Annotated in this window: 20 protein-coding genes; 8 read left to right on the forward strand and 12 right to left on the reverse strand. The window is 58.6% G+C overall.

Features of this window, described 5'->3' with window-relative positions; genetic code table 11:
• Positions 1-159: 159 nt before the first annotated feature.
• From MHM85_RS17260 to MHM85_RS17295, 8 genes are all read right to left on the reverse strand, one after another.
• Positions 160-2,421: an ATP-dependent DNA helicase gene (locus MHM85_RS17260; protein ID WP_239286490.1), complete on the reverse strand. Its 2,262-nt coding sequence runs from the start codon at positions 2,419-2,421 to the stop codon at positions 160-162.
• Complete coding sequence (locus MHM85_RS17265; protein WP_239286491.1) at positions 2,418-4,097, reverse strand: VRR-NUC domain-containing protein; 1,680 nt, start codon at positions 4,095-4,097, stop codon at positions 2,418-2,420. The genes MHM85_RS17260 and MHM85_RS17265 overlap by 4 nt, the downstream gene beginning before the upstream one ends.
• Positions 4,098-4,129: 32 nt before the next feature.
• Positions 4,130-4,486 carry a hypothetical protein gene (locus MHM85_RS17270; RefSeq protein ID WP_153843210.1) on the reverse strand — a complete coding sequence of 119 codons (357 nt, stop codon included), beginning with the start codon at positions 4,484-4,486 and terminating at the stop codon, positions 4,130-4,132.
• Between the two features lie 110 nt (positions 4,487-4,596).
• Positions 4,597-5,640 carry a histone deacetylase family protein gene (locus MHM85_RS17275; RefSeq protein WP_239286492.1) on the reverse strand — a complete coding sequence of 348 codons (1,044 nt, stop codon included), beginning with the start codon at positions 5,638-5,640 and terminating at the stop codon, positions 4,597-4,599.
• A 9-nt stretch (positions 5,641-5,649) separates the two neighbouring features.
• Positions 5,650-5,928 carry a GIY-YIG nuclease family protein gene (locus MHM85_RS17280; RefSeq protein WP_139527915.1) on the reverse strand — a complete coding sequence of 93 codons (279 nt, stop codon included), beginning with the start codon at positions 5,926-5,928 and terminating at the stop codon, positions 5,650-5,652.
• 6 nt (positions 5,929-5,934) lie between these two features.
• Complete coding sequence (locus MHM85_RS17285) at positions 5,935-9,426, reverse strand: EAL domain-containing protein (RefSeq protein ID WP_239286493.1); 3,492 nt, start codon at positions 9,424-9,426, stop codon at positions 5,935-5,937.
• Between the two features lie 33 nt (positions 9,427-9,459).
• Positions 9,460-10,491 carry a tripartite tricarboxylate transporter substrate binding protein gene (locus MHM85_RS17290; RefSeq protein ID WP_239286494.1) on the reverse strand — a complete coding sequence of 344 codons (1,032 nt, stop codon included), beginning with the start codon at positions 10,489-10,491 and terminating at the stop codon, positions 9,460-9,462.
• Between the two features lie 37 nt (positions 10,492-10,528).
• Positions 10,529-10,990, reverse strand: a complete 462-nt coding sequence (locus tag MHM85_RS17295; RefSeq protein ID WP_239286495.1) for a YchJ family protein — start codon at positions 10,988-10,990, stop codon at positions 10,529-10,531.
• A 156-nt stretch (positions 10,991-11,146) separates the two neighbouring features.
• Here MHM85_RS17295 and MHM85_RS17300 point away from each other — a divergent pair, with 156 nt between their 5' ends.
• Positions 11,147-11,458 carry a hypothetical protein gene (locus MHM85_RS17300; RefSeq protein ID WP_139527911.1) on the forward strand — a complete coding sequence of 104 codons (312 nt, stop codon included), beginning with the start codon at positions 11,147-11,149 and terminating at the stop codon, positions 11,456-11,458.
• Positions 11,459-11,540: 82 nt separating this feature from the next.
• Here the strand turns inward: MHM85_RS17300 and argE are convergent, their stop codons facing one another.
• Entirely contained in the window at positions 11,541-12,710 is a 1,170-nt protein-coding gene (gene argE, locus MHM85_RS17305; protein ID WP_239286496.1) for an acetylornithine deacetylase, read from the reverse strand.
• Positions 12,711-12,912: 202 nt separating this feature from the next.
• Here argE and ugpB point away from each other — a divergent pair, with 202 nt between their 5' ends.
• The 4 genes from ugpB to MHM85_RS17325 all read left to right on the forward strand — a co-directional run bounded on the left by ugpB (position 12,913) and on the right by MHM85_RS17325 (position 17,135).
• The gene (gene ugpB, locus MHM85_RS17310) at positions 12,913-14,238 is read left to right on the forward strand and encodes a sn-glycerol-3-phosphate ABC transporter substrate-binding protein UgpB (protein ID WP_239286497.1); all 1,326 of its coding nucleotides are present in this window, start codon (positions 12,913-12,915) and stop codon (positions 14,236-14,238) included.
• An 84-nt stretch (positions 14,239-14,322) separates the two neighbouring features.
• Positions 14,323-15,207 (forward strand): sn-glycerol-3-phosphate ABC transporter permease UgpA, encoded by an 885-nt coding sequence (gene ugpA / locus MHM85_RS17315; RefSeq protein WP_139527908.1) that lies wholly within the window; start codon positions 14,323-14,325, stop codon positions 15,205-15,207.
• A gap of 27 nt (positions 15,208-15,234) precedes the next feature.
• Positions 15,235-16,077 carry a sn-glycerol-3-phosphate ABC transporter permease UgpE gene (ugpE, locus tag MHM85_RS17320; RefSeq protein WP_219862429.1) on the forward strand — a complete coding sequence of 281 codons (843 nt, stop codon included), beginning with the start codon at positions 15,235-15,237 and terminating at the stop codon, positions 16,075-16,077.
• Positions 16,078-16,079: 2 nt separating this feature from the next.
• Entirely contained in the window at positions 16,080-17,135 is a 1,056-nt protein-coding gene (locus MHM85_RS17325; protein ID WP_239286498.1) for a sn-glycerol-3-phosphate import ATP-binding protein UgpC, read from the forward strand.
• A 36-nt stretch (positions 17,136-17,171) separates the two neighbouring features.
• Here the strand turns inward: MHM85_RS17325 and MHM85_RS17330 are convergent, their stop codons facing one another.
• Positions 17,172-18,806, reverse strand: a complete 1,635-nt coding sequence (locus tag MHM85_RS17330; protein ID WP_239286499.1) for a 5'-nucleotidase C-terminal domain-containing protein — start codon at positions 18,804-18,806, stop codon at positions 17,172-17,174.
• A 177-nt stretch (positions 18,807-18,983) separates the two neighbouring features.
• On the opposite strand from MHM85_RS17330, the gene phnD reads away from it, so the two are divergent.
• From phnD to phnE, 3 genes are all read left to right on the forward strand, one after another.
• Entirely contained in the window at positions 18,984-19,901 is a 918-nt protein-coding gene (phnD, locus tag MHM85_RS17335) for a phosphate/phosphite/phosphonate ABC transporter substrate-binding protein (RefSeq protein ID WP_239286500.1), read from the forward strand.
• A 143-nt stretch (positions 19,902-20,044) separates the two neighbouring features.
• Positions 20,045-20,848 carry a phosphonate ABC transporter ATP-binding protein gene (locus MHM85_RS17340; RefSeq protein ID WP_239286501.1) on the forward strand — a complete coding sequence of 268 codons (804 nt, stop codon included), beginning with the start codon at positions 20,045-20,047 and terminating at the stop codon, positions 20,846-20,848.
• A gap of 1 nt (position 20,849) precedes the next feature.
• On the forward strand, positions 20,850-21,653 hold the full coding sequence (gene phnE / locus MHM85_RS17345; protein ID WP_139527902.1) for a phosphonate ABC transporter, permease protein PhnE: 804 nt from the start codon (positions 20,850-20,852) through the stop codon (positions 21,651-21,653).
• A 27-nt stretch (positions 21,654-21,680) separates the two neighbouring features.
• Here the strand turns inward: phnE and MHM85_RS17350 are convergent, their stop codons facing one another.
• Complete coding sequence (locus MHM85_RS17350) at positions 21,681-22,346, reverse strand: SDR family oxidoreductase (protein WP_139527901.1); 666 nt, start codon at positions 22,344-22,346, stop codon at positions 21,681-21,683.
• Between the two features lie 141 nt (positions 22,347-22,487).
• Positions 22,488-23,294 carry a porin gene (locus tag MHM85_RS17355; RefSeq protein ID WP_343218339.1) on the reverse strand — a complete coding sequence of 269 codons (807 nt, stop codon included), beginning with the start codon at positions 23,292-23,294 and terminating at the stop codon, positions 22,488-22,490.
• Positions 23,295-23,428: the final 134 nt, after the last annotated feature.

A 23,428-nucleotide genomic window follows, 5' to 3' on the forward strand; every position in this document is an offset into this window, starting at 1 on the left:
GCTAGAGCAAGTGTCGAAACATTGATATAGATCAATATTTATTGCCGGGCGCACACGACGCCCCAATACACGTTTATTATAAATAACAATATTCTATCGATTTAATGATAGGTTAGCTCATTAGCGTATCAGGCAACCTGATGGTGCTTTAGGTAACGATCAGCTTAACTGCCACCAACGCGGCAGTAAGGCGCGCACTTTGTTCTGAGCGAAGCGATCATCCATTAACACCACAACCCCCTCATCTTCAGGGCTGCGGATCACGCGCCCGGCGGCTTGCACCACTTTGATCATACCGGGGATATGATAGGTATAGTCATCACCTTGACCGAACCGCGCCTGCAGCCGTGCCTTGAGCGCTTCGTTGAAGTCGTTGAAGGGGGGTAAGCCGAGCGTCGCCACAAAGGCACCAATCAATCGGTCACCGGGCAAATCGATTCCCTCCGCAAAGGCGCCGCCCAATACGGCAAAGCCAATCCCTTTCCCACCCGATGCAAAGCGAGCTAGAAACGCATCACGCTCGGGTTCCTGCATACTGCGTGTTTGCGCCCAAGCCGGAATCTCAGGGTGCGCCAACTCGAACGCACGCATCACCTGTTCTAGGTATGCAAAACTGCTAAAAAAAGCCAAATAGTGGCCCGGCGTGCGCCGGTACTGCGCTGCCAGGGTAGCCACGATCGGCGTTACCGACGCCACACGATGGTGATAGCGCGTGGAAATGTCGGTGCGTAACTGCACCTCTAGTTGGCACGCCACGAACGGCGAGTCTACCTCACGCCAAACACTCTGTTCGGGAAGACCCAGCAGGTTCCGGTAGTAGTGAAAAGGCGTCAGCGTGGCCGAAAACAGCACCGCACAGTGGGCACGCTCAAAACGGGGGGCAAGAAAATCCGCCGGTATCACATTGCGCAGCCCAAGCACCGCACGTCCCTTACCTTGAATCTCCAAATCGCACAGCGAGTGGTCGCCGAACGATTCCGCTAAGCGACAGAACGCCAGTGCTTCGAACAGCAGTTCCTGAAGCGCCTGATTCACTTCGTCGGGATGCTCCACGAGATAGTCCGTGATGGCCCCGGCCAAGGCATGCAGCGCCCCCACCAGCTTGGTGGGCAGTGCCTCCAACACATGGTAGCGGCGCTCTGGTGCGTGCTCGGCCGTCTCTTTGTTGAGCGCCTGCCACTGCCTGCCCACTCGGGCCAACGGCTTGGCTAAGGCGGGTGAGGATTGGCGGCGCAGATAGCTCAAGCGCTGCTGGGTGAGGGCGGCGCTGTACATGCCACGAGCGCGCTCTACCAGGTTATGCGCCTCATCCACCAGTAGGCCCACCCGCCAGTCGTTGGCCTGGGCAAGCCCGTGCAGAAGCGCATGGCTATCGAACCAGTGATTGACATCCCCCACGACCACATCGGCCCAGCGGGCCAGCTCCTGGCCCAAATAGTAGGGGCAGACGTGATGTGCCAGCGCTACCTCGCGCAGTGCTTCGCGGTCTAGCCAGCTTTTCTCTACCGCGACTTGGCGAGCGGCAGACAAGCGATCGTAAAACCCCCTGGCCAACGGGCAGGTATCGCCCTGGCAGGCGGTACCCGGGTACTCACACGCTTTTTCACGGGCTACCAGTTCCAGCACACGCAGCGCCTGCGTGGGAGAATCCAAGCTCGCCAAAGCATCCAACGCCAAGCGGCGGCCTGGGGTTTTCATGGTGAGAAAGGCGATGCGGTCGAGCCGCTGACGGGGCATCGCGGAGAGCATAGGGAACAGCGTGCCCAGGGTTTTGCCGATACCAGTGGGCGCCTGGGCCAGCAGGCAGCGCCCGGTGCTGGCGGCTTTGAAGACATCCTCGGCCAGTGCCCGCTGGCCGGGGCGAAAATCCGCGTGAGGAAAGGTCAGCGTGGTGAGCCACCCATCGCGACGCTCGCGGTGGGCGGCCTCCTGCTCGGCCCAGGTTAAAAAGCGTTGGCACTGGTCGACAAAAAACGCTGTTAATTCCTCGTTGCTAGCCTCGAGCGTCAGCCGCGTTTCCTGGCCACTGTCGATATTCAGGTATACCAGCGCCAACGTAATGTGCGGCAAATCCCGCTCCGCGCAAAGCAGCGCCCCGTACATCTTTACCTGCGCCCAGTGGAGCGACCGCTGGTTATCGGCCATGCGCGTTAGGCTACCGCGATGGGTCTTGACCTCTTCGACACAGTTGGCCGCCACATCGAAACCATCGGCGCGGCCAGACACGTGTAGCCCCTGATACTCACCGGAGAGAGGAAGTTCGGCCTCGTAACCCGCTATGTTTTCCCGCCGTTTGGCCACCAGAGCGTGCCCCTCGATACCCGCTTGGGCGCTGGGCGAGGGAGTGAAGCGGTGGTCGAGATCACCTTCGCGCGCGGTGAAGTCGCACAGCGTGCGCACCGCCACCCGATAGCGGCTCATGGCACGGGCTGCCAGCGCACGTGGCACACTTCGACGGGTATGTCGTGGCGGCAGAAGAAGTCGATCCAGCGGCGCTGGTTATCCTGCAGCCGGTCGCCGGGGCCTTTCACTTCGATCATGCGATAGCGAAGCTCCCCATCGGGCGCATCGGGTATCAGTTGAATGAGATCGGGCAGGCCCGCTCGGTTGTGCTTTAGGTCACTCAACAAGCGGATAAAGCAGGCCCGCAGGTGCTCAGCGGGCAGACAGTCAAGTGCCGCCGTTAGCAGCGGCTCGTTCAGGAGTCCCCAGTGCACGAAGGGCGAGGTAATGCCCTGTTTGGCGTGCCAGGTGGCCCGAATCGTCTCGCGGTAACGCCCGTCGTCTAACTGCGCCAAGCAGGCGTCGATCTCGGCTTGGCGCTGGACGACGAAATCCTCGCGGTATAAATCCGCAGGGCCGCTGTGGAACGGATGAAAAAACGCGCCCGGTAGCGGTTTGAACATCACAGGCCAGAGCAGCAGACCAAACAGCCCGGTGATTAGTCCATTTTCCACATAGAACACCGGGGCAGTGGCGGTGGATAAGTGCTCGGCAACGGCGCGTTCTACTGGTTGCGGACCAGCAAGCTCCAACACATAGGTCGGCGCCTCGGCCGCCTTGACGGCCTGTGGGGAGGGCAACGCCAGCTTGCGTGCCAAGCGCGGTAGCAAGCGACTCAGCGCTTGGGCCTCACCCTCCCCTGCCTGCTCCAGCGCGACCTGGGCGAGTTCATAAGCTTCCGAGTAACGGCCAATGCGCTCCAGTACGCGCAGCCTACGTATACGCGCCTCGCTGTTATTCGCTTCGGCGTAAAGCGACAACGCCTGCTCAACGTTGCCACTGCGCTCTGCCGTGCGGCCCAGGGTCAACAGCAGCCGCGAACGGCGGGCGTCTAGCCAGCGGTTACCAAAGGCGGCGGGCACCTCTGCAGGCAGCTGCTCGGGAGATTCGCCGTTTTCCAGACGCTCGCGCAGGCGGTGCAGCGTGAGGTAGGTGTCCACCTCTTCCCGGCGCTGAAACGCGCGAGACTCTGCGGTCAGCGGAACCTGTTCAAAACGCTGTAGGCCCAGCTCAGTGAGCACGAACTCAGCCCAATCTTGGCGCACGTTGCCAAAGAACATCAGCCGCAGGCGGTCGCATAGCGCCATGACGTTGAGTCGCACGATACGCGTCGACGCTTCTGGACACCACTGGCGCAGCGGCAGTGCATCGGTGAGTACCGGCGTTAACGCCGTCTGAAGTGCGGTTTTAGTGGCATTAGACGCCAGACCGGCGGAACGAACAGAGGCTCTCAAGGCGTCGCGTAGCTCGCTCAAGCGCAGCAGCCGAAACAACTCATCAATGGTTAACAGCGGTGCGTCACTCACCCAGCCAAGGGCTAACAGTGGCAACAACGCCTGATGCGTATCGCCAATTTCAGTATAGCTGAGCTTATCCAAGCGAAACAGCTCGCCTTTACGCATCACCATGCGTACCAGCAGCGCTTGAGAAGCGCGTGGCAACTGCAACCACTGCTCGAGCGCGTGGTGCTCATCGGCGCTGAGTAGATCACCGTGGCGCGCCTGCACCCACGCGACCACGAAGCGAAAATTCGCTAAGTAGTAAAAGGGATCATCGAGAGAGGCGGTCGCCGGGGCGGCAGAAGCACTGTTCATTCATCCATTGTAACAGTGCGAGCGGTCGTGGGTTAACCCACGCGATGCTGGTAAAGCACTGCTAATGCCTCGTCAGCGGCTTGTTCATCGATGGATGCCGTCTCATTGGGCGGCACTGGCGGCCTGCGCCCGCCGACCAACACGTACCACTCCGCTTCCGTGAGATAGTGCTGGCACCAGCGGCTGAGGCCATCGGCCACGGCTTCCCGGGGACACTCGCCGCCGCGAAACACGGTCGCAAGGTGCAGTAAATCCTGACGCGCAGTCCGTGCACGGGCATTACCGCCGTGCACCTTGGAGAGCGGGCAGCGTCGGTCGTAGGCCGCGTTGGTGAGGGCATTGAGCCAACGCTCCACTTCATGTGCCTGAATACCGCCGTAAACTGCCACGTGCCGCTCCCACTTTGAACGATCAAGTTAACAAAATAGATGTCGACCTATAGCATAGGCCAAAAAGGCATAAGACTGCCCGAATTTCGTGCAACTGTCACTTTACTGCCTCATTTCACTCTCTGGGCGACCTCTTCAAAACCATGCAATACGTTCACCACGTTAATCCCGATATCTTCGACGGCATACCCCCCTTCCATTAGAAATACGCAGGGTAGCCCAGCGGCCGCGAGACGTTGACCGAGGGCGATGAAGTCGGCGTGCTGAAAGGTAAAGGCACTGATCGGGTCACCTTCGAAAATGTCCACGCCCAGCGACACCACCAGCAGCTCGCACTCCGCTTGATGGATGCGCGCCAACGCTTCATCCAACGCGGCCATCCAGGTGGCAACGGAAGTGCCCGGCGGCAACGGGTAATTGATCGTGAAGCCGTCGCCTGCTCCCTCACCGGTTTCATCGGCGTAGCCAGAGAAGTAGGGGAAGGTCACGTCAGGATCGCCGTGCAGGGAAGCGAACAGCACATCGTCACGGCGATAGAAGATCTGTTGGGTGCCGTTACCGTGGTGAAAGTCCACATCCAGAATTGCCACGCGGCGCTTGCCAGCGTCCAGCGCACGTTGGGCGGCGATGCCGGCATTGTTGAAAAAGCAGTAGCCGCCAAACTGATCTATCGCCGCGTGGTGGCCTGGCGGGCGGCACAGTCCAAAGGTCGGATCGCCCGACGCCAGGGTGTGATCGACCGCTGCCAGGGCCGTATCCTTACTCGCCAGAGCCGCGGCAAAGGTGCCTGCCGTAATCGATGTTTCGGCGGCCAGAGCGTAGTAGCCCAACTGGCCGCTCACCGACTGGGGAATACGGTCGCCGCGCATCGTTCGGGCGGGCCAAATGTTGGGAATCGCCTCGCCAGCGTGGCCCGCCGCTTGCCACGTCGGCCAGCAGCGTTCCAAGAACGCGACGTAGTCGGCATCGTGCACCGCCAGCACGGGCGCCAAGCCGTAATTGCTAGGCGCGCGGACATCGAACGCGGCTTGGCGCAGGGCGGCCAGCACCAAGTCGATGCGTTCCGGGCACTCAAAGGGGGTGACCAAGGCACCATCGTGCAGCTCGCTTTGCGCTTGGCGCAGGCGGCTACCTTCGGAGAAAAACGTCAGCATCAGGGCTCCTTACTCTTCATACGTCACTGGCCACTTCGCCGCCCAGCGGCGTTTTTGGTCCGGCGACTGCTGCTTCAACCGGTACTCTGCCTGGCTTGCCGCTGCCCGATCGGCAAACGGCTGCGCGCCAAGCAGCGCCAGCGGCGGATTCGCTCGGGTATAGCGCGCTCCCTTACCCGTGGCATGGGCGCGGTAGCGCTTGGCGAGGTCGTTAGTGATGCCTACGTAGGTACCACGCTGACACTCTAGCAAGTAGAGATACCATTGCGGCGATGAACTCTTATCCATGGCGACTCATTGGTTGACGGGCGTGGTGGCCCTTTCCTGGGCAGCCAGCAAGCGTTCGAGCTCGGCAAGTGGCATGGGCTTGGCCAATCCAAAGCCTTGGAAACCATCGCAGTGATAGCTTAACAGCCGCTGGTGCTGCTCGTGGGTCTCGACGCCCTCGGCCACGACGCTTAGCCCCAGGTGGTGGGCCATGGAGATGATCCCTTGCACGATGGCGGCATCGTCACTGCTGTTGGTCAGTTCGTGAATGAAACTGCGGTCGATTTTTACCGTACTGATAGGTAGATGTTTAAGGTAACTCAAGCTCGAGTAGCCAGTGCCAAAGTCATCGATGGAGACACTGACCCGCATGTTGCGCAGGGCATGTAATATCTCGATGGCGGACGCTGTGTTATCCATCAAAATGCCCTCGGTCAGCTCCAGTGACAACTGCTCGGCGGGTAGACCAGTCTCGGCGAGTGTTTGGCGAAGCGTGGCCAAAAAGTTGTCTCGGTGGAACTGTAGCGGTGAGAGGTTGACCGCCACACGCAGCGTACCAAAGCCGCCGCGCTGTAGCGCCAGCATGTCTTGGCAAGCACGCTGCAGCACCCATTCGCTGATCGGCATGATTTGCCCAGTGGCTTCCGCCAGGGGAATGAAACGTGCTGGCGAAATATAACCTTTGCTGGGGTGCGGCCAGCGTAGCAGCGCCTCCACACTGGCAATCTTGCCATGCCGGTCCATCAGCGGCTGGTAGTGAAGCTCGAAGCCTTGGTGGTCAATCGCTTCTTGCAGATCGTTACGCAGGCTTACCCTTTCGCTGGCTAGGTCATTGATGTCGCTACTGAACCAAGCGTAGGCATTGCGCCCCTGCTGCTTGGCCTTGTACATGGCCATATCGGCCTGCTGAATCAGCGTTTGCGGCAGCAGCGTATCGGGTTGGCTCATGGCAATGCCCACACTGGCGGTCAAGTACAGCTCGTGCCCTTCTAGACAGTACGGCTTTGCCAGTGCAGGGAGCAGCCGCTCGACCACGTCGATGACCTGTTGGCCCTGCTCGATATCGGTAATCAACAGCACGAACTCATCGCCTCCTAGACGGGCGACCGTATCTTCCTGGCGCAGCCCGGCGCGCAGCCGCGACGCCACTTCGATCAGTACCTGATCGCCTATGGCGTGCCCTAACGTATCATTGATGGGCTTGAAGTCGTCCAAGTCAACGAACAGTACACTGATTCGTTCACCGCTGCCCTGGGCCGCTGCAAACTGCTTGTGCAGCGTCTCTTCGAACATCATGCGATTGGGCAGGCGGGTGAGGTCGTCGTGGGTCGCGTGATAGGCGAGCCGCGCTTCATAGGCTTTATGCTGCGAGATATCGTGCTGAACCCCCACGAAATGCGTCACGAGTCCTTTGCTATCGCGCACGGGGGCGATATGGAGATCGTTCCAGAACGGCGTACCATCTTTACGGTAATTGCACAGCGTAACGTGGGTTTCGCGCTGCGCCTGAATACCGCGCCGTAGTTTGGCAATCATGGCAGGATCGCTCTCGGGCCCTTGTAGGAAACGGCAGTTCTGCCCAATCACGTCGCTCTGCGTATAGCCCGTCATCGTGCTGAACGCCTGGTTGGCATAGATGATGGGTAGGTCAGGCTGGCGCGCGTCTGCAATTAGCACGCCGTTGACGCTCGCCTCTACGCTGCGCTCTAGAGTGCGCAGCCGCGTCTGCTGACGCCGCTTGTCGGTGACGTCTTGCGCAATGCAGTAGACCCCTTCGATACTATCGTTGACCGAGACGGGCAGGCTAATCAAGTCGAGAATACGGTGTTGTGCCTCTCGGTCGGTCATGGTCACTTCGTAACGACTGATGCCCCCCTGCAGCACATGCTTGAAGTGCGCTTTGATACGCTCTCGCTCAGGCGGCGCAATAAAATCGCTGAAGTGTCGCCCCACGACCTCGTCTAGCGGATAGCCAGTGACGTCGGCACAGGTCGTATTGGCCGTTTGAAAATAGCCGTGTTGGTCCAGAGAAAAAACGGCGTCTGGGTGATGCACGAATAGCGAGCGGTAGCGCTGCTCGTTCTCTTCCAGCGAATGGCGGGCCGCCGCCAGTTCTCGCGTGCGCGCAATGGTGGCGCCTACGACACCCACACTAAAGGCCAGCAGCCAACTCATGACCAACCCGCCCATCGCGACACTGATAGGCATGAGCCCTAACAGATACCAGTTGTAGTGCTGCCCTGGGTAAGCACGCAGCATTAAATTCACACCACCCGGTAGCCCGGTAAGCCGTGCTGCCAGGGCGTTGCTGGGTGACTCTACGTTCTCCGCAGCGAACCCTGATGGGTGCAGCATCATCAGCCGTTGCTCACCCCGGCTCACCCCTACCTGAAAAGGCCCCAGCGCTAAGCTTAGTTCATGATTGAGCAGCGTCCCCAAATCGACGGCTGCCAAGAGCTGCTGAGTACGATTGGGAACGGGCAGCGCCATCACCATCATGCTGCGCTGATCGCTGTCGGGCAGCAGCAGCCGCGGGCGACCAAAGGGCACCGCTAGCCATGCCCGAACACTGGGTTTATCCAACTGCTCTTCTAGCCAGCTATCCCGCCCCAACTGACGCCCCTGGCTCCATACCACGCCCTCTTGAGCATCGACGAGGGCGATGGCATTCAAGCTCAAGGTATCGCGGAAATAGCTCAGCGTATCTTGTTGCAGTAGCGCCGGGCGCTGGTCGTCGGGCAAGGTACCGAGGCGCTCTGCCATGCGTTGCATGAGCTGCAGGCGTGCCGCCATGGCCTGCTCTGCGTTGAGTTGCACGTTATCCAACAGATAACTGGCCTGCTGTTCGATGGTGGCGCGCTGATTCATGCTTAGTAACAACCAAGCGAGACTGCTCACCAGCACCCCTGCCAGCCCTACTGCGACCGTCAGCTTACCCGGGCTCAAGCGCTCGGCACGATGCCGCCAGCCCGCAACCAGCAGCGCGATCCCAAGTAGCACGATAAAAGCCAGCACGGCAATGGGCGACGAGCTGAAGAGCGCTCGACCACCGACATCGCTCGACCATAAACGGGCCACCACCAATCCACCAAACAGTAGCAGGCCAACGCCAGCGACGCGCCAGAACAAGCGGCGCCACCTGCTACCGACGCCCATCCACAGGCAGAGAGTCATCCAGACGAGCATCCACGACGCCACACTCGTCATGCGCTCTTCGTGTGTTACCCAAGATTGCGCCACGCCGCCATCCACTGCGTTATGCACCAGCGTGTAGAGCAGCAGCGCACCCAGCCCGGCGGCACTCAGCCGCCGCAGCCAGTGCACCTGGCAGAGCGTGGCCAGCAAGCTGATGCCAATCAACAGTGTCGCTAGCGATGCATCAGGCACCAGCATGGGGCCAAACAGTGTTTCGGGCAGCCAAAGACCTACCAGCAGGCCAGCGCCTCCCATCAGCAGCAGCGTGGCCGAGGCAATTAATAGCAGCGTTTCGGCTGCAAGATCACGAGTATTTAACGGCACACGCTCTCTCCTTTGCGTCCTATGCCCCCTGGCCTACCGCTCAAACCCCATGGTGTCAGCCAGCCGCTGTAGCTGGTCGTACCGATCATCGAGATAGCGGCCATACGCTTCGCGGGGCATGAAATCGACGTAGGAACCATGGGCATGCTGCAGCGTCTCCACCAGCGCAGGCTGCTGGAGCGCCTGCTCGAATGCCTGGGCCAATCGCTCCAGCCGCTCGGGAGGTGTGTCTCGCGGCGCAAAGAGGCCTCGATCCGTCGTATTGATGAGCGCGATACCCTGCTCGCGGAGTGTCGGCACTTCCGGCAACGCCGATAGCCGCGTATCGTTGGCGACGCCAAGGGGCACCAGTGCTCCACGCTCGAACAGCGTCCCAGCAGAGGGTAAATTCAGCATCGCAAGATCCAATTCGCCGCCCAGGAGTGCAACGACTTGGGCGCCGGTATCGGGGTAGCGCACGAACTGTATGTTGGCAGGCGCAATACCCGCCTGTTCAAAAAAGTGCAGCCAGAAAAAGTGATCCGTCGAGCTGGGGATAATGCCCACCAGCAATTCACCGGGATGCTGCTCGACGTACGCCGCGATGTCACTGGCCTGGGTCAGCGTATGGCCAGGCGTGGTGGCCGGAATGTTGACGGTACGGGTCAACAGAGCGATGGGCGCGAATGCATCGTGTGAGTAATCGGACAGCCCGGCGATATAGGCAAGATCAATGGTTTGATGACTGCCCAGCAGCGTATAGCCATCGGGGTCGGCCTGCTTCACGAACTGCGAACCTAGGGTGGCACCGTTACCTGCCATATTCATCGTTATGATGGACGTGTTCAAATGGCGTTGCGCTTGCTCGGCAATCACACGAAATAGCGTATCGGTGGCGCCGCCCCGCCCAAAAGGCACCACCAAAGCGATGTCCGATGACGGAAAGGCATGGGCGTGTGGCGCATCCTCGGCACTGGCCTGGGTGGACGCACCAATGGCAGCCAACAAGAACGCACTCAAGATGGCTAACGACCTCATCGTCTGCCACTGCTCGCTTCTCAAAGCGTTGTTCACCCAAACGATCATGGCGCTTCATGCCTCACGCGACTTAGCAATGATGTGCTTACGCTTTGCAACATACCTTTAATTTACGTTTGCTACCACAAGGGCAAAGCTCATTACGCCTCGGTTTTAAACGCTTCACGCTAGGCGTGCCATCGACGTACCACCAGCGGCCCTCTTCCCAAACAAAGCGCGAGACTTCCTCTAACACATGCCAACCGCCCGGCTCGCGAAACGTGGCACGAAAGTGCACCGTTCCCTGCTCGTTTTGCGCGACGGGCGCGTCGACAATGACCAGGGACATCCACTGCGTCTCTGGGTCGAGCGGTAGCTGTGACGGCCGGGTCGTTGCGTGCCATGTCGCCAGCAGGTAATCACGCTTACTCAACGCGAATGCCGAGTAGCGTGAGCGCATTAGCGCTTCGGGCGAGGGTGGGCGTTCCCCTTGATGGTAGGGCCGGCAGCAGGCGTCGAACGACAACCCACTGCCGCATGGGCAACGTTTAGGTACTAGGTGCGTCATAGAAGGGTCGCTCTGGCTTATGCATGTCGCGGGCGCTGTAGATGGTTTGTTTCGGTATCCATCCGAGTTGGGTATAGTAGCAGAGCAAGATCCCTAGACAGACGGAGTACGACAACACGATCGATCATTCTTTCCAAACGCAGTGGAGGTTCTCCTATGAAGGTTTACAAACCGGAATGGCAGTGCACGTTTAGCGTAAACGAAGGCGCGGAAGAATCAGCAAACTGGAAAGAGCGAATCGCGTGGCGGCTTAGAGAACTTGCCGACCGGCTCGAAGGCGGCGGCCGTACGTTGAAAATCGACTGCAGCGTCTCGCCCAAGGTGAGCCGTGACGAGGTAGATACCTGCTTGGGCAAAGGGTTTGAGGTCACACAGCGACTGCTAACCCAGCTTGCCCAGCAGCAGGCGTGCGAAGATGTGATGCGCCATGCGAAAGCCGAGCTTTACGAAGAGCAGCATCAGCACTAACAGCCAGACCGTAAGCGTCTCAAAAAAACACCCGCTCGATGACACCGGCGGGTGTTTTTTATAGGGCGTAGATCACCCATCGCTAGCCCGTGAAAGGCGCTTCCATGGCGCGGCCCAAGCGCTGCATGAAGCGACTGCACGCATCTAGCTGCGCCGCGTCGATGTACTCATCCGGCTGGTGGGCCTGGGCAATACTGCCCGGCCCTAAAATGATGGTTTGCAGCCCCTGCCCCTGGAACTGACCGGCTTCCGTGGCATAGGCCACCGCGTGCTGGCAGCAGCCGTCCGGCAAATGGTCCTGCGCTAACCGCAGCACCTGCTGATTGTCTCGGTCGGCCAGCCCCGGTACCGTCACGTTCAGCGGCTCGGTGGTGATCTCGACGGTTTTGCCTTGAGCGCCGAGCGATTCACTGAGCGTGGCGCAATAGTCGCTGAACCTTGCGTAAATCTCGTCAAAGGTCTCCGTGGGAAGGTGGCGAACCTCCCACTCGAACTGGCACTCCCGCGCCATGATGTTGATCGCCGTGCCGCCTTTGATCTTGCCGACGTGCAAGCTGGTATGCGGCACGTTGAACGCCTCATCCACGCGTCCCTCGTCCACCAGCGCGGCCATGGTGTCCTCGATGAAGGTCACCAACCTGGCGGCGACGTGAATGGCGGAGGTGCCTTGATTCACCTGGCTGCTGTGCGCTTCACGGCCAATCACGGTGGTACGCAGGTTGGTCGCGCCCTTTTGCGCCACCACCGGCTGCATGCTGGTGGGCTCGCCGACGATCACATGCGCCGTGGTGGAGTAGTGTTCATAGAAGCGCTTGATCAGGCTGGGGGCACCCACGCAGCCGATCTCTTCATCATAAGAGAAACCGAAGTAGATCGGCTGCTTCAGCGGTGCCTTCGCCCAGGTAGGCACCATGGCGAGCGCGCAGGCAATGAATCCTTTCATATCGCAGGTGCCGCGCCCGTACAAACGCCCGTCGCCGCCATCGCGCAGGGTGAACGGGTCGCTGCTCCAGGGCTGGCCGGCCACGGGTACCACATCGGTATGGCCTGACAGCATCACCCCGCCAGGGGCATCAGGCCCTATACGCGCAATCAGGTTGGCTTTGGTGCCGCAGGGGCTCATCACCCGTTCAGCGCTGATACCGTAGTCGGCCAAGTAGCCCTCGACGAATTCGATGAGCGCCAGGTTCGACTCGCTGGAGGTGGTATCGAACGCCACCAGTTGGCCCAGCAGCGCAGTTGCGTTAGTCATGTGAGTCTCATTGATTAAGCTTTTTTGCCACCCTAGCACCCCGTTTGCGCTTTGCCTACTGAGCGCTACCAGCGTCTCGCCGAATGTTGTCCGTCACGACAAGTTCACCGTGCATTCATGAAAGCGTCATCTACACTTTCTACTGTTCAGTGCACCCAAAAACCTTAATAAACGTACTGCGCACGACCTACAAGGAGCCGTTATGTCTCGTTTCACGTTGCACGCGCTTGCCCTCGGTGTGGCGACCGCCACGTTCAGTGTTTCCGCCAATGCCGCTACCGAAGTGACCTGGTGGCACGCCATGGGCGGTCAACTCGGTGAAATTCTGGAAGGCATGACCGAGGAGTTCAACGCCTCTCAAGACGAGTACCGCGTGACGCCCAGCTACCGCGGCAACTACACCGAAACCATGACCGGCGCCATTGCAGCGTTCCGCGCAGGCGAGCAGCCGCACATTCTGCAGGTGTTCGAGGTCGGCACTGGCACCATGATGAACGCCGATGGGGCGATCTATCCGGTGTTCGAACTGATGGAAGACCACGGCCGCGCGTTCGACCGCGAGGCCTTCCTGCCCGCCGTGGTGGGCTACTACACCGACACCAACGGCAACATGCTGTCGTTTCCGTTCAACTCTTCCACGCCCATCATGTACTACAACCGTGATGTGTTCGAGGAAGCGGGGTTAGACCCGGAGCAGCCGCCGCAAACCTGGGAAGAAGTCGCAGAATACGCCACTCAAATTACCGAATCGGGTGCGGCCAACTGTGGCTTTACCACCTCGTGGCCAAGCTGGGTGATGCTGGAGAACTTCTCCGCCATGCACAACTCCCCGCTGGGCACGCTGGAAAACGGCTTTGGCGGCCTGGACACCGAGCTGAACTTCAACAACGAGCTGGTCGCCCGTCACTGGGATAACCTGAAAACCTGGCAAGACGCAGGGGCGTTCAAATGGGGCGGCCCGGGTTCTGGCCCGGATGCCGAACCGCTGTTCTACTCCCAGGAGTGCGCGATCTTCTTTGGCTCCTCTGCTTCCCGTGCCGACGTCGCCGCCAATGCCGACTTCGAAGTGGGCTTTGGCATGCAGCCCTACTACGACGACGTCGAAGGTGCGCCGCAAAACTCCATCATTGGCGGGGCTACCTTGTGGGCGTTGCAAGGTCACACCGATGAGGAGTACGCCGCCGTAGCAGCGTTTTTCGATTATCTCTCCCAGCCGGAAGTTCAGGCCGAGTGGCACCAGCAGACCGGCTATCTGCCGATCACGCAAGCCGCTTGGGATCTGAGCCAAGAGCAGGGTTACTACGACGAGAACCCCGGTGCGGATATTTCGCTCAAGCAGATGACGCTGAACGAGCCCACCGAGAACTCCAAAGGCCTGCGCTTTGGCAACTTCGTCCAGATCCGCGACATCATCTCCGAAGAGATGGAAGCGGTGATGACCGGTAACAAATCGGGCCAGGAAGCAGCCGATGCCGCCGTAGAGCGCGGAAACCAGCTACTGCGCGACTTCGAATCTGCGAATCAGTAAGTAAGTGCCCGCTTCGCCGCCTGTCCCCGGACAGGCGGCGACGTCATTACGCGTGCCCTTTGTTGATCGCAGGATACACCGCCTATGCAAACCAAACGCATGACCTTCCCAGGGCGCGTTTTGCCCTACGCGCTACTCGCTCCACAGGTCATTGTTACACTGATTTTCTTTATCTGGCCGGCCGGACAAGCGCTCTATCAGTCGCTACTTCGTGAAGATGCATTTGGGCTACGCACGACCTTCGTGGGGCTGGAGAATTTTGCCCGCCTGTTTCGTGACGGCAACTATCTCAATTCGCTCTCGGTGACGGCAATTTTTGCCATTGGTACCACGCTGCTTTCCATGGCGGCGGCGCTGCTGCTGGCCTGCACGGTGAATCGCATGATTCGTTCGCGCAGCACCTACACCACACTGCTGGTATGGCCCTATGCCATTGCCCCCGCCATTGCCGGGGTACTGTGGTGGTTCATCTTCAATCCCTCCATCGGCATCGTGCCCTACATGCTGGATATGGTGGGCTACCAGTGGAATCACCGCACCTCAGGGGCAGACGCCATGCTGCTGGTAATTTTTGCCGCTGCCTGGAAACAGATCTCCTATAACTTCCTGTTTTTCCTGGCCGGGCTGCAGTCGATTCCCCAATCGCTCATCGAAGCCGCCGCCATCGATGGCGCCAGCCCCATGAAGCGCTTCTGGACCATCGTGTTTCCTCTGCTGTCGCCCACCACCTTCTTCCTGATGGTGGTGAACGTGGTGTACGCGATGTTCGATACTTTCGGGATCATTCATGCCACCACCCAAGGCGGCCCTGCCCAAGCGACGAATACGCTGGTGTACAAGGTGTACGCCGATGGTTTCGTGGGCCTCAACCTGGGGTCATCCGCCGCGCAGTCGGTGATTTTGATGGCGATCGTGGTAGCACTCACGGTAGTGCAGTTCCGCTTTATCGAGCGCCGGGTGAACTACTAGCCGCAGGCTGACTGTTGGAGTCGTGTCATGGTTGAAAATCGTCCCTGGGCGAACTTTTTTGCCCACTTAACGCTGATGCTCGGCGTAGCGGTGGTAGTGTTTCCCGTCTACGTGGCGCTGGTGGCCTCGACCCAAGCGCCCGGCGACCTGCTGCGCGGCACGCTGCCGATGCTGCCCGGTGCCCACGGCATCGAAAACTTTACCCGCATGTGGCAATCCGGCGTGTCGAACGCGGGCGCACCGCCGGCCGGCACCATGCTATGGAACAGCTTCATCATGGCCATGGCGATTACCGTGGGTAAGCTGTCGATCTCGCTGCTTTCCGCCTTTGCTATCGTTTACTTCCGCTTCCGCTTTCGACTGTTTTTCTTCTGGCTGATCTTTCTGACGCTGATGCTACCGGTGGAGGTGCGCATCATTCCTACCTTTCAGGTGGTCGCGGATCTCAACATGCTCAATAGCTTTGCCGGGCTGTCGATACCGCTGATTGCTTCCGCCACCGCGACGTTTCTGTTTCGGCAGTTCTTTATGACGATCCCCGAGGAGATGTTGGAAGCCGCGCGGGTCGATGGCGCAGGCCCACTGAAATTCTTTAAAGACATTCTGATGCCGCTCTCGATCACCAATATCGCCGCACTGTTCGTGATCATGTTCATTTACGGCTGGAACCAATATCTATGGCCGCTGCTGATTACCACCGATCCGGACTACTACACCATCGTAATGGGTATTCAGCGCATGACATCGGAAGAGAACCCGCAGTGGCATCTCATCATGGCCGCCGTGGTGATGGCGGCTCTGCCACCGGTATTAGTGATTTTGCTCATGCAACGCCTGTTTGTGAAAGGCCTGACCGAGACGGAGAAATAACCATGGCCAGCATTACCTTGGAAGGGCTGAAAAAAACCTACGCGGGCAACGTGGCAGCGGTCAAAGGCGTCGATTTACATATCCAAGATGGCGAGTTCGTGGTGCTGGTGGGGCCTTCTGGCTGCGGTAAATCCACGCTGCTGCGCATGGTGGCAGGCCTGGAGAGCATCACTGAAGGCACGTTAAAGATCGGCGAGCGAGTGGTGAACCAACTTGAGCCCGCCGAGCGGGATATCGCCATGGTGTTCCAAAACTATGCCCTCTACCCCCACATGACGGTGTACAACAACTTGGCCTATGGCCTGAAAAATCGCGGCTTCAAGAAAGACGCTATTGAACAGCGGGTGCGCGCAGCGGCCAAGATGCTGGAAATTGAGGATTTTTTAGAACGCAAGCCGCGCAAACTTTCTGGCGGCCAGCGCCAGCGTGTGGCCATGGGGCGTGCATTAGTGCGCGAACCCGCCGCGTTTCTGTTTGACGAGCCGCTCTCTAACCTGGATGCCAAGCTGCGCGTCCAGATGCGCGTCGAGATCAAGCAGCTTCAGCGGCGGTTAAAAACCACCAGCCTCTACGTGACCCACGACCAGCTCGAAGCAATGACGCTGGGTGACCGGCTCGTGGTGCTCAATGCCGGACAGATCGAACAGGTAGGCACCCCAATGGAGATCTACGCCCGACCGGCCACCATGTTCGTGGCGGAGTTCATCGGCTCCCCCGCCATGAACATGCTGCCGCTGGCCTACCTGCAGCAGCAGGACACCCAAGGCGTGCTAAGCCAGTTGCCAAAAGAGACCGATACCGTCGGCATACGCCCAGACGATATGCAGCTCACCCTACCAACAGTGCCTTACGTCACACTAGACACGACCTTGATGCTGTTCGAGGCTGCTGGTGCAGAGAGCCATCTCTACGTTAACTTGGCGGGCAGCGAACAGCCTACGGTGATTCGCACGGCAGGCCAGCCGCCGGTGCGTGAAGGCGAAACGCTGCAGGTATATGTCACCGGTGATGCGCTGCATCCGTTCAACAGCACCACTGGCAAGCGCACCTTTCATTAGTACGTAAGTACCTAGCGCCTTCGGCGGGTGGCCAAGCTACTCGCCCTGGGCAAGATCGGTAATGCGTCCTTCAGGTTGGTAAAACACCTCACCAAGTGCCGCGATGTGGTCACGCAGCATTTCCCAGTCCGTATTGCCCACGATGGTGTTACGGCCATCATCATAGGCGGCCCCTAGCGCCGCGTGGCTGTCGCCGCCCGCTGCAGTAAAGTTATTGGTTGCCACGGTATAGGTGGTATCGGGATCAATGGCCTGCATCGCGCCCTCTCGATTCACCTTCAAGCTCACCACCCGCTTCCCCACCGGCAAGCGACTGTCGAAGACCAACTCTGTCCCAGCGGAGACCTGCAAAAAGCCACCGTTCTCTTCTGGGGCGTTGGCGAGCGCAATTTCAAAAGTCTCCAGCAGTTCAGCGCCCGTCACTTCCAGCAGCGTGAGGCGATTGCCAAACGGCTGCACGGCAATCAGATCGCCCACCGTGACCTCGCCTTTGGGCAGCGCTTCACGAATACCGCCGCTATTTTGAAACGCCATGATGGTGTCTGGCGCCACCCGCTGTGCGGCGTAAAGCTGACCATCGGCAATCAAGTTACCCAGCACCGTTTCATTTGCACGCACGCTCATGGCATCGCCCTGACCGTGACGAGGGTTCGGCAACGCAAGGATAGCCGCTGCGCCCACCTGCTGATCACGCAGGGTTTCAATCGCTTCCGTAAACGGGGCGAGCTGTGCCAACGCAGCCTCATCCGGCGTGCGCTCTTCGGTGGCAAGTAATTCACCGCTGACCGTTTGAACCACGCCTTCTGCATCGAACGTCACCTGCATCACACCTAGATACTTTCCATACTCACCCGCTTGGCCGATGGCCGTCGGTGCTTTCGCATCACCCGCTGAGAAGTGGCTCACCAGCGTCGGCGGCGTTACCTGCGTGTGACTATGGCCGCCGATGATGATATCGATACCCTCAACATGCCGAGCCAACAAACGATCATTGCCGACGCTGGGGTCGCTGTCATAGCCTAAGTGCGTGAGGGCAATAATCTTATTGACCCCTTGCGCTTCAAAGGCCGCCACCATGGCGTCCGCCGCTTCACGGTAATCGCTAATGGTGACCTCACCAGGGCTGGAAATCGTTTCACTGTCCTGTGTGCTCAAGCCGAAAATGCCGATCTGCTCGCCATCTTGTTCCACAATGATGCCGTCATAGAGATAGCCCGCCTGCGGTGAAGCACTGACCGATTCACCCAACCGCTCAGCGAACTCAGGGGCAGCAGTAAAATCCAGGTTCGCGCCCAGAATGGGGAAATCAGCCTCCGCGAAAAAGGCCGCCAGCGCCTGATGGCCGCCCTCGGGGCTCCCTAAATCAAACTCATGGTTACCGGGCACAAAGGCGTCGTAACCCATTGCGTTCATAAAGGCCAATGCGTCTTGGCCCTGGAACTCGTTGAAATAGAGCGTGCCGGAAAAAATATCGCCTGCGTCCAGCAGCAGGCCATCGCCATAGGTGGCTTTCGCCTCATTGAGCGTGGTAATCAGTGACGGATAAGCATCGGTGTGACCATGCAAATCGTTAGTATGGTAAAGGGTGAGGGTAAACGACTGCGCCAATGCTGCTGGGGTAACTGCCCACAGCGCTGTCCCTAGCGTGATACCTGTTCGTAACGCATCCATAACCATGCTCCTTGTCGAGTGAGGGGGCTAGGCCATTAGTCTGTCATCTGCACGTGATCATACCGTCACCTTGACTACACCTAAGTGTCACAGTGAACTGCCACCCTACTGCTGATCATAACGAGCGACTACCGCTAGGTAGTCACCGCAAAAAAAACAGCTGAAGGGAACATGACCATGACCATGACCATGACCATGACCATGACCATGACCATGACCATGACGAGAACACTGTTAACGATGGCGATAGCCGCCGCAACCTTTACCGTGTCTACCGCCCACGCCAATAGCGATTTAAGCAACGTATGCCCCACTCCTATCCGCATGGCCGATACCGGCATTGAAGGAATGGGCCCGCTCGCAGAAGCGTTTGGCCCCTTTGCTGAAGCGTTTGAGGAGACCACCGGCCTCACGCTTGAGATGTTTAGTCTGAGCAACCACACCGCCGCAGGCACTGCGCTGCAGTATGATGACGTAGACCTCGTATTTGCAGGTCCGTCTGAGTTCGTCTTGTTCGACCGCGAAAGCGACATTGAAATTCTGTTTGCGATTGAACGCCCCCACTACGGCAGCAGCTTTTATGTTCCCGCCGATAGCGATATTCAGTCGCTGGAAGACCTGGCAGGCCACCGGGTCGCTTTGAAAGACGTGGGCTCAACCAGCGGCCATATTTTCCCAAGCCAGATGCTGGTTGATGCGGGGCTGGATATTGATCGCGACCTTGAGATTATTATGGCTGGCGATGCCCGTATTGCAGCGCTGGTTAACGGCGATGTGGATGCCATGGGCGGCGGTAACCGCGATATCGAAGAGATTCAAGCGATGGACCCGAACGGCGAGTATCGCGTGATTGCCACCAGCAACGTACTGCCTGGCGACCCAGTGGTGATGCGCGGATCGCTAGACGACGCCTGCAAAACAGCACTGCGCAGCACTCTGGAAGAGAACAGCGACACCCTGTGGAACGCGCTGATTGCCACCGACCGCAACGAAGATAAGTTTTTAAACCGCGACTCCTCGCTGGGCTTTGACCGCACCAATGAAGATTACGATGTCGTGCGCCAAGCCTACGAAGCAGCAGGCATTCCGCTCTAATTCGTTTTCAACCGCTCCCTTTATCGTGATCGCACAGGGACGTGCGTTGATCAAGCAAAGGCTCTTTGAGTACCAAGACACGGTAGGTCTCTCATGTCTGTCGTTTCACTCTCCCTCCTGGCATCTGCGCAGGAGGTTTTTGTATGAATGCCATCGATCTTTCTAACGTTCACAAACATTACGGCAGCTTACATGTCCTGCGTGGGCTAACGCTCAGCATCCCCAAAGGGGAGTGTGTCATTTTGCTGGGGGCCAACGGCTGCGGTAAATCCACGCTGATGCGCTGTATCAATGGCTTAGCCCCCCACGATCAGGGCGACATTCACATTTTCAACGAATCGCTTTCGCAGATTTCCAAACCGCGTTTGCGCACACTGCGTCAAAAAGTTGGCGTGGTTTTTCAGCAGTTTAACTTGGTACAGAACGTCAGTGTGTTTCAAAACGTGCTGTATGGCGCACTGGGCCAGCAGCGCCTTGGCTTACTGTCGACACTCTCTTGCACCGCGAGCCAAACGCTTCGCGAGCGCGCCATGCAGTCGCTGGACCGGGTGGGTTTGGCCCATAAGGCCCTGGCAAGCTGTCGCGAGCTATCAGGCGGTCAACAGCAGCGCGTCGCCATTGCCAGAACGCTGATGCAGGACGCCCACATCATCATCGCGGATGAGCCCATCGCCAGCCTGGACCCGAAAGCGGGCCGCGAGATTATGGATCTGCTGCTAGAGGTAGTGAGCGAACGTGGGCTCACTGTGCTGTGTACGCTGCATCAGCTAGAGCTAGCGCAACAGTACGGTGACCGTATTGTGGGCATGAAAGCGGGCACCGTAGTGCTTGATACGCCTCGCGAGGCGGCCACGCTGAGCGATATGCAGGCGCTCTATCAAGGTGACACCCGTGTCGAGCAAACGCCCTCATCCTCCACGACCCACCAACCGCTTAGGGCGATCTAACATGCCATCGAAGCTACCGCCAACTGCCAGCCTGCCTCCCCGTTTTCGCCGCCCTTCCCTGTTTGTTTGGGGCATCAGCCTCGGCTTTTTAGCGCTGTTTATACAAGGCGTCATGGCCACCAATGTCACACTCGAGCGTTTGATACGCGGGGCGACGAACCTAGGTCACTTCATAGGGCGGGCTTTCCCTCCGGATCTCAGCAATTTAGACGTATTGGCATGGTCGATGTATGAAACCCTCAACATTGCCATTGTCGGCGTAACGCTGGGCGTTATCCTCAGCGTGCCGTTTGCACTGCTGGCGGCGCGCAATACCTCCCCCGCCCCATGGGTGCGCTCTATCACGCGGCTGATGATTGCCACCATGCGCACCATTCCAGACCTTATCTGGGCACTGATCTTTGTGGTCGCGGTAGGGTTAGGGCCAATGGCGGGCGTGCTGGCCATCGTGATGGATACGATTGGTTTTGCCGCCCGCTTTTTCTCAGAACGGATCGAGGAAGTCCACCCTGGTCCCTCCGATGCGCTAACCGCCACCGGGGCCGGTAGGCTATCCGTGATTGGGGGTGCGATTTTGCCAGAAACCCTCGCCTCCATGACGGCCACCAGCTTATACAGCGTCGAAAAAGCGCTGCGTTCAGCGGTCACGCTAGGGCTGGTGGGCGCAGGCGGCATTGGCGTCGAACTCGCCGCCGCCATGCGGCTGTTTAACTACGACCGCGCGCTCACCATTATTCTGGTGATCCTTGTGGTGGTGATTGGTTTTGAGCAGCTCTCGTCGCAAATCCGCAAGCGCGTGATCTAAGGCATGCCCAGTCGGCTCAAGGCACGTCTACCAAGGCAACTGTTCGCCATTGGAGTGCCAGAAGCCGCCGCTATTCTCTAAGTTGAGCGCTGTGATGCAGGCGGCAATGCCCGTTGCGGCTTCCTGGGGGCTGATGTGGCCGCCAAAGTTGACCATCCGGGTTTTCACATAGCCCGGATGCAGCTGTGCCACGGCGATGCCGCGAGGCTTGAGATCGATGGCCAGCGATTTACCAAAGGCGTTCAGCGCCGCTTTTGACGCGCGATAGCCGTAGCGGCCGCCTGAGTCGTTGTCGGCTAAAGAGCCCATCCGGCTGGTAATATTGGCGATTTTACTGCCCTTTTTCATCAGCGGCAGAAGCGCTTCGGATACTCGTAGCGGTGCATAGGCATTGATTTCCATCTGCTGGCGTAGGCTGTCGATCTCGATATCTCCCAGCACATCATCGCGCAGCAGACCCGCGTTGTTGATCAACAGATCAATGGTGTGCCCGGCTAACGCCGCAGAAAGGCGCGCGATATCGTCGTCCTGGGTCACATCAATGTCTTCTATCACGTTGACGGCGACACGATCTAACTCATCAGACGTTTGGCGACACACGCCGATGACTTTCCATCCCTCCTGTTGATAATGCTCAGCCAGGGCTAACCCTACGCCCCGATTTGCGCCTGTAATCACAACGATGGACGACATACTCTCTCCTTAAACACACAATTAAATAATAAAACAGCATAACGCAAAAAGCCGATGTGTCATGAACACATCGGCAAAAACGATCTTTCAAAGCTTAAAACATTAAGGAACCTAGGGCATGAATTAAACCCAGACGCTCACTTAGAAGTGATAACGCGCACCTACCGCGTAATACAGGTCATCTTCGTAGCTATTCACCGCATCTTCGTTGGCATCGTTCAACTCAACGAAGACATCGAAGTTGTTGGACAGATCGTAATGCGCGGCAGCGGCCCAGGCATCGCGGCTGTCGGAAACGTTGTCCAGCTCGATGTTGTAGTAATCGAGGTAGAACGTCCATGCGCCAGTAGCGAAGGTGCCACCCAGACCAACGGTGTCAAAGCCGCCGCCCTGAGTGTCACTGTCACCGCGGGTTTCGTAACCCAAACGTGCCGAGAAAGCGTCATTGATGGCGTATTCAGCGGTCGTACCCACGCGTGTTTCACCATTGCCACCGCCACGAACGGTATCTTCGACGTAACCCAGCGCCAGGCGCAGCGGGCCAGTGGCATAAGTTACGCCCCCTTGAGTAGCGATCACGTTCCCTTCGCTGGTTTGATCAGACGGCTCCAAACCACGCTCTGAAAAATGCTTAGCGGCAATGAATGCTTGGAACCCATTCAGGTCCGGCGTCATATACGCCAGAGAGTCACCCCGTGCTTGCAGGCCACCACCTGCAAACTCGTAGCCGCGCTCGACATACACGTCGAATACACCCATCACTTCGCTGTCGTAGAAGCTATCGAAGTTACCTGCAGTAAAAGTACCGTACTGCTCACTATCCAGCCCAATGTAGCTGTTACGCACTTCGTCAAAGCCAGACGCTTGATTCCGCTCATCGCCCGTGAAACGCCACTCTACGCGGGCAAACGCGCGCAGATCAGAGGTGATTTGATGGCCAGCAGTAATACGTAAATGTAGGGTCCCGGATGATCAAATCGCCTATAGAAGTTATCCTCTGCTAGCAGCGAGGGAGCTTCTTCAGCAATTCATCCGGGAGCAAGTTCATGGACATCAAGCTGCATAAACAAGCGACCACGACA

Origin of the sequence: Halomonas sp. McD50-4, from assembly GCF_022348135.1 — a bacterium.
In the GTDB taxonomy this organism is placed as follows: domain Bacteria; phylum Pseudomonadota; class Gammaproteobacteria; order Pseudomonadales; family Halomonadaceae; genus Vreelandella; species Vreelandella piezotolerans.

Bases quoted from the DNA above. Each gene is read 5' to 3' on its own strand.
- MHM85_RS17260 (WP_239286490.1), bottom strand. From the start codon at position 2,421: ATGAGCCGCTATCGGGTGGCGGTGCGCACGCTGTGCGACTTCACCGCG.
- MHM85_RS17265 (WP_239286491.1), bottom strand. From the start codon at position 4,097: ATGAACAGTGCTTCTGCCGCCCCGGCGACCGCCTCTCTCGATGATCCC.
- MHM85_RS17275 (WP_239286492.1), bottom strand. From the start codon at position 5,640: ATGCTGACGTTTTTCTCCGAAGGTAGCCGCCTGCGCCAAGCGCAAAGC.
- MHM85_RS17280 (WP_139527915.1), bottom strand. From the start codon at position 5,928: ATGGATAAGAGTTCATCGCCGCAATGGTATCTCTACTTGCTAGAGTGT.
- MHM85_RS17290 (WP_239286494.1), bottom strand. From the start codon at position 10,491: ATGATCGTTTGGGTGAACAACGCTTTGAGAAGCGAGCAGTGGCAGACG.
- MHM85_RS17295 (WP_239286495.1), bottom strand. From the start codon at position 10,990: ATGACGCACCTAGTACCTAAACGTTGCCCATGCGGCAGTGGGTTGTCG.
- MHM85_RS17300 (WP_139527911.1), top strand. From the start codon at position 11,147: ATGAAGGTTTACAAACCGGAATGGCAGTGCACGTTTAGCGTAAACGAA.
- argE (WP_239286496.1), bottom strand. From the start codon at position 12,710: ATGACTAACGCAACTGCGCTGCTGGGCCAACTGGTGGCGTTCGATACC.
- ugpB (WP_239286497.1), top strand. From the start codon at position 12,913: ATGTCTCGTTTCACGTTGCACGCGCTTGCCCTCGGTGTGGCGACCGCC.
- ugpA (WP_139527908.1), top strand. From the start codon at position 14,323: ATGCAAACCAAACGCATGACCTTCCCAGGGCGCGTTTTGCCCTACGCG.
- ugpE (WP_219862429.1), top strand. From the start codon at position 15,235: ATGGTTGAAAATCGTCCCTGGGCGAACTTTTTTGCCCACTTAACGCTG.
- MHM85_RS17325 (WP_239286498.1), top strand. From the start codon at position 16,080: ATGGCCAGCATTACCTTGGAAGGGCTGAAAAAAACCTACGCGGGCAAC.
- MHM85_RS17330 (WP_239286499.1), bottom strand. From the start codon at position 18,806: ATGGATGCGTTACGAACAGGTATCACGCTAGGGACAGCGCTGTGGGCA.
- phnD (WP_239286500.1), top strand. From the start codon at position 18,984: ATGACCATGACCATGACCATGACCATGACCATGACCATGACCATGACG.
- MHM85_RS17340 (WP_239286501.1), top strand. From the start codon at position 20,045: ATGAATGCCATCGATCTTTCTAACGTTCACAAACATTACGGCAGCTTA.
- phnE (WP_139527902.1), top strand. From the start codon at position 20,850: ATGCCATCGAAGCTACCGCCAACTGCCAGCCTGCCTCCCCGTTTTCGC.
- MHM85_RS17350 (WP_139527901.1), bottom strand. From the start codon at position 22,346: ATGTCGTCCATCGTTGTGATTACAGGCGCAAATCGGGGCGTAGGGTTA.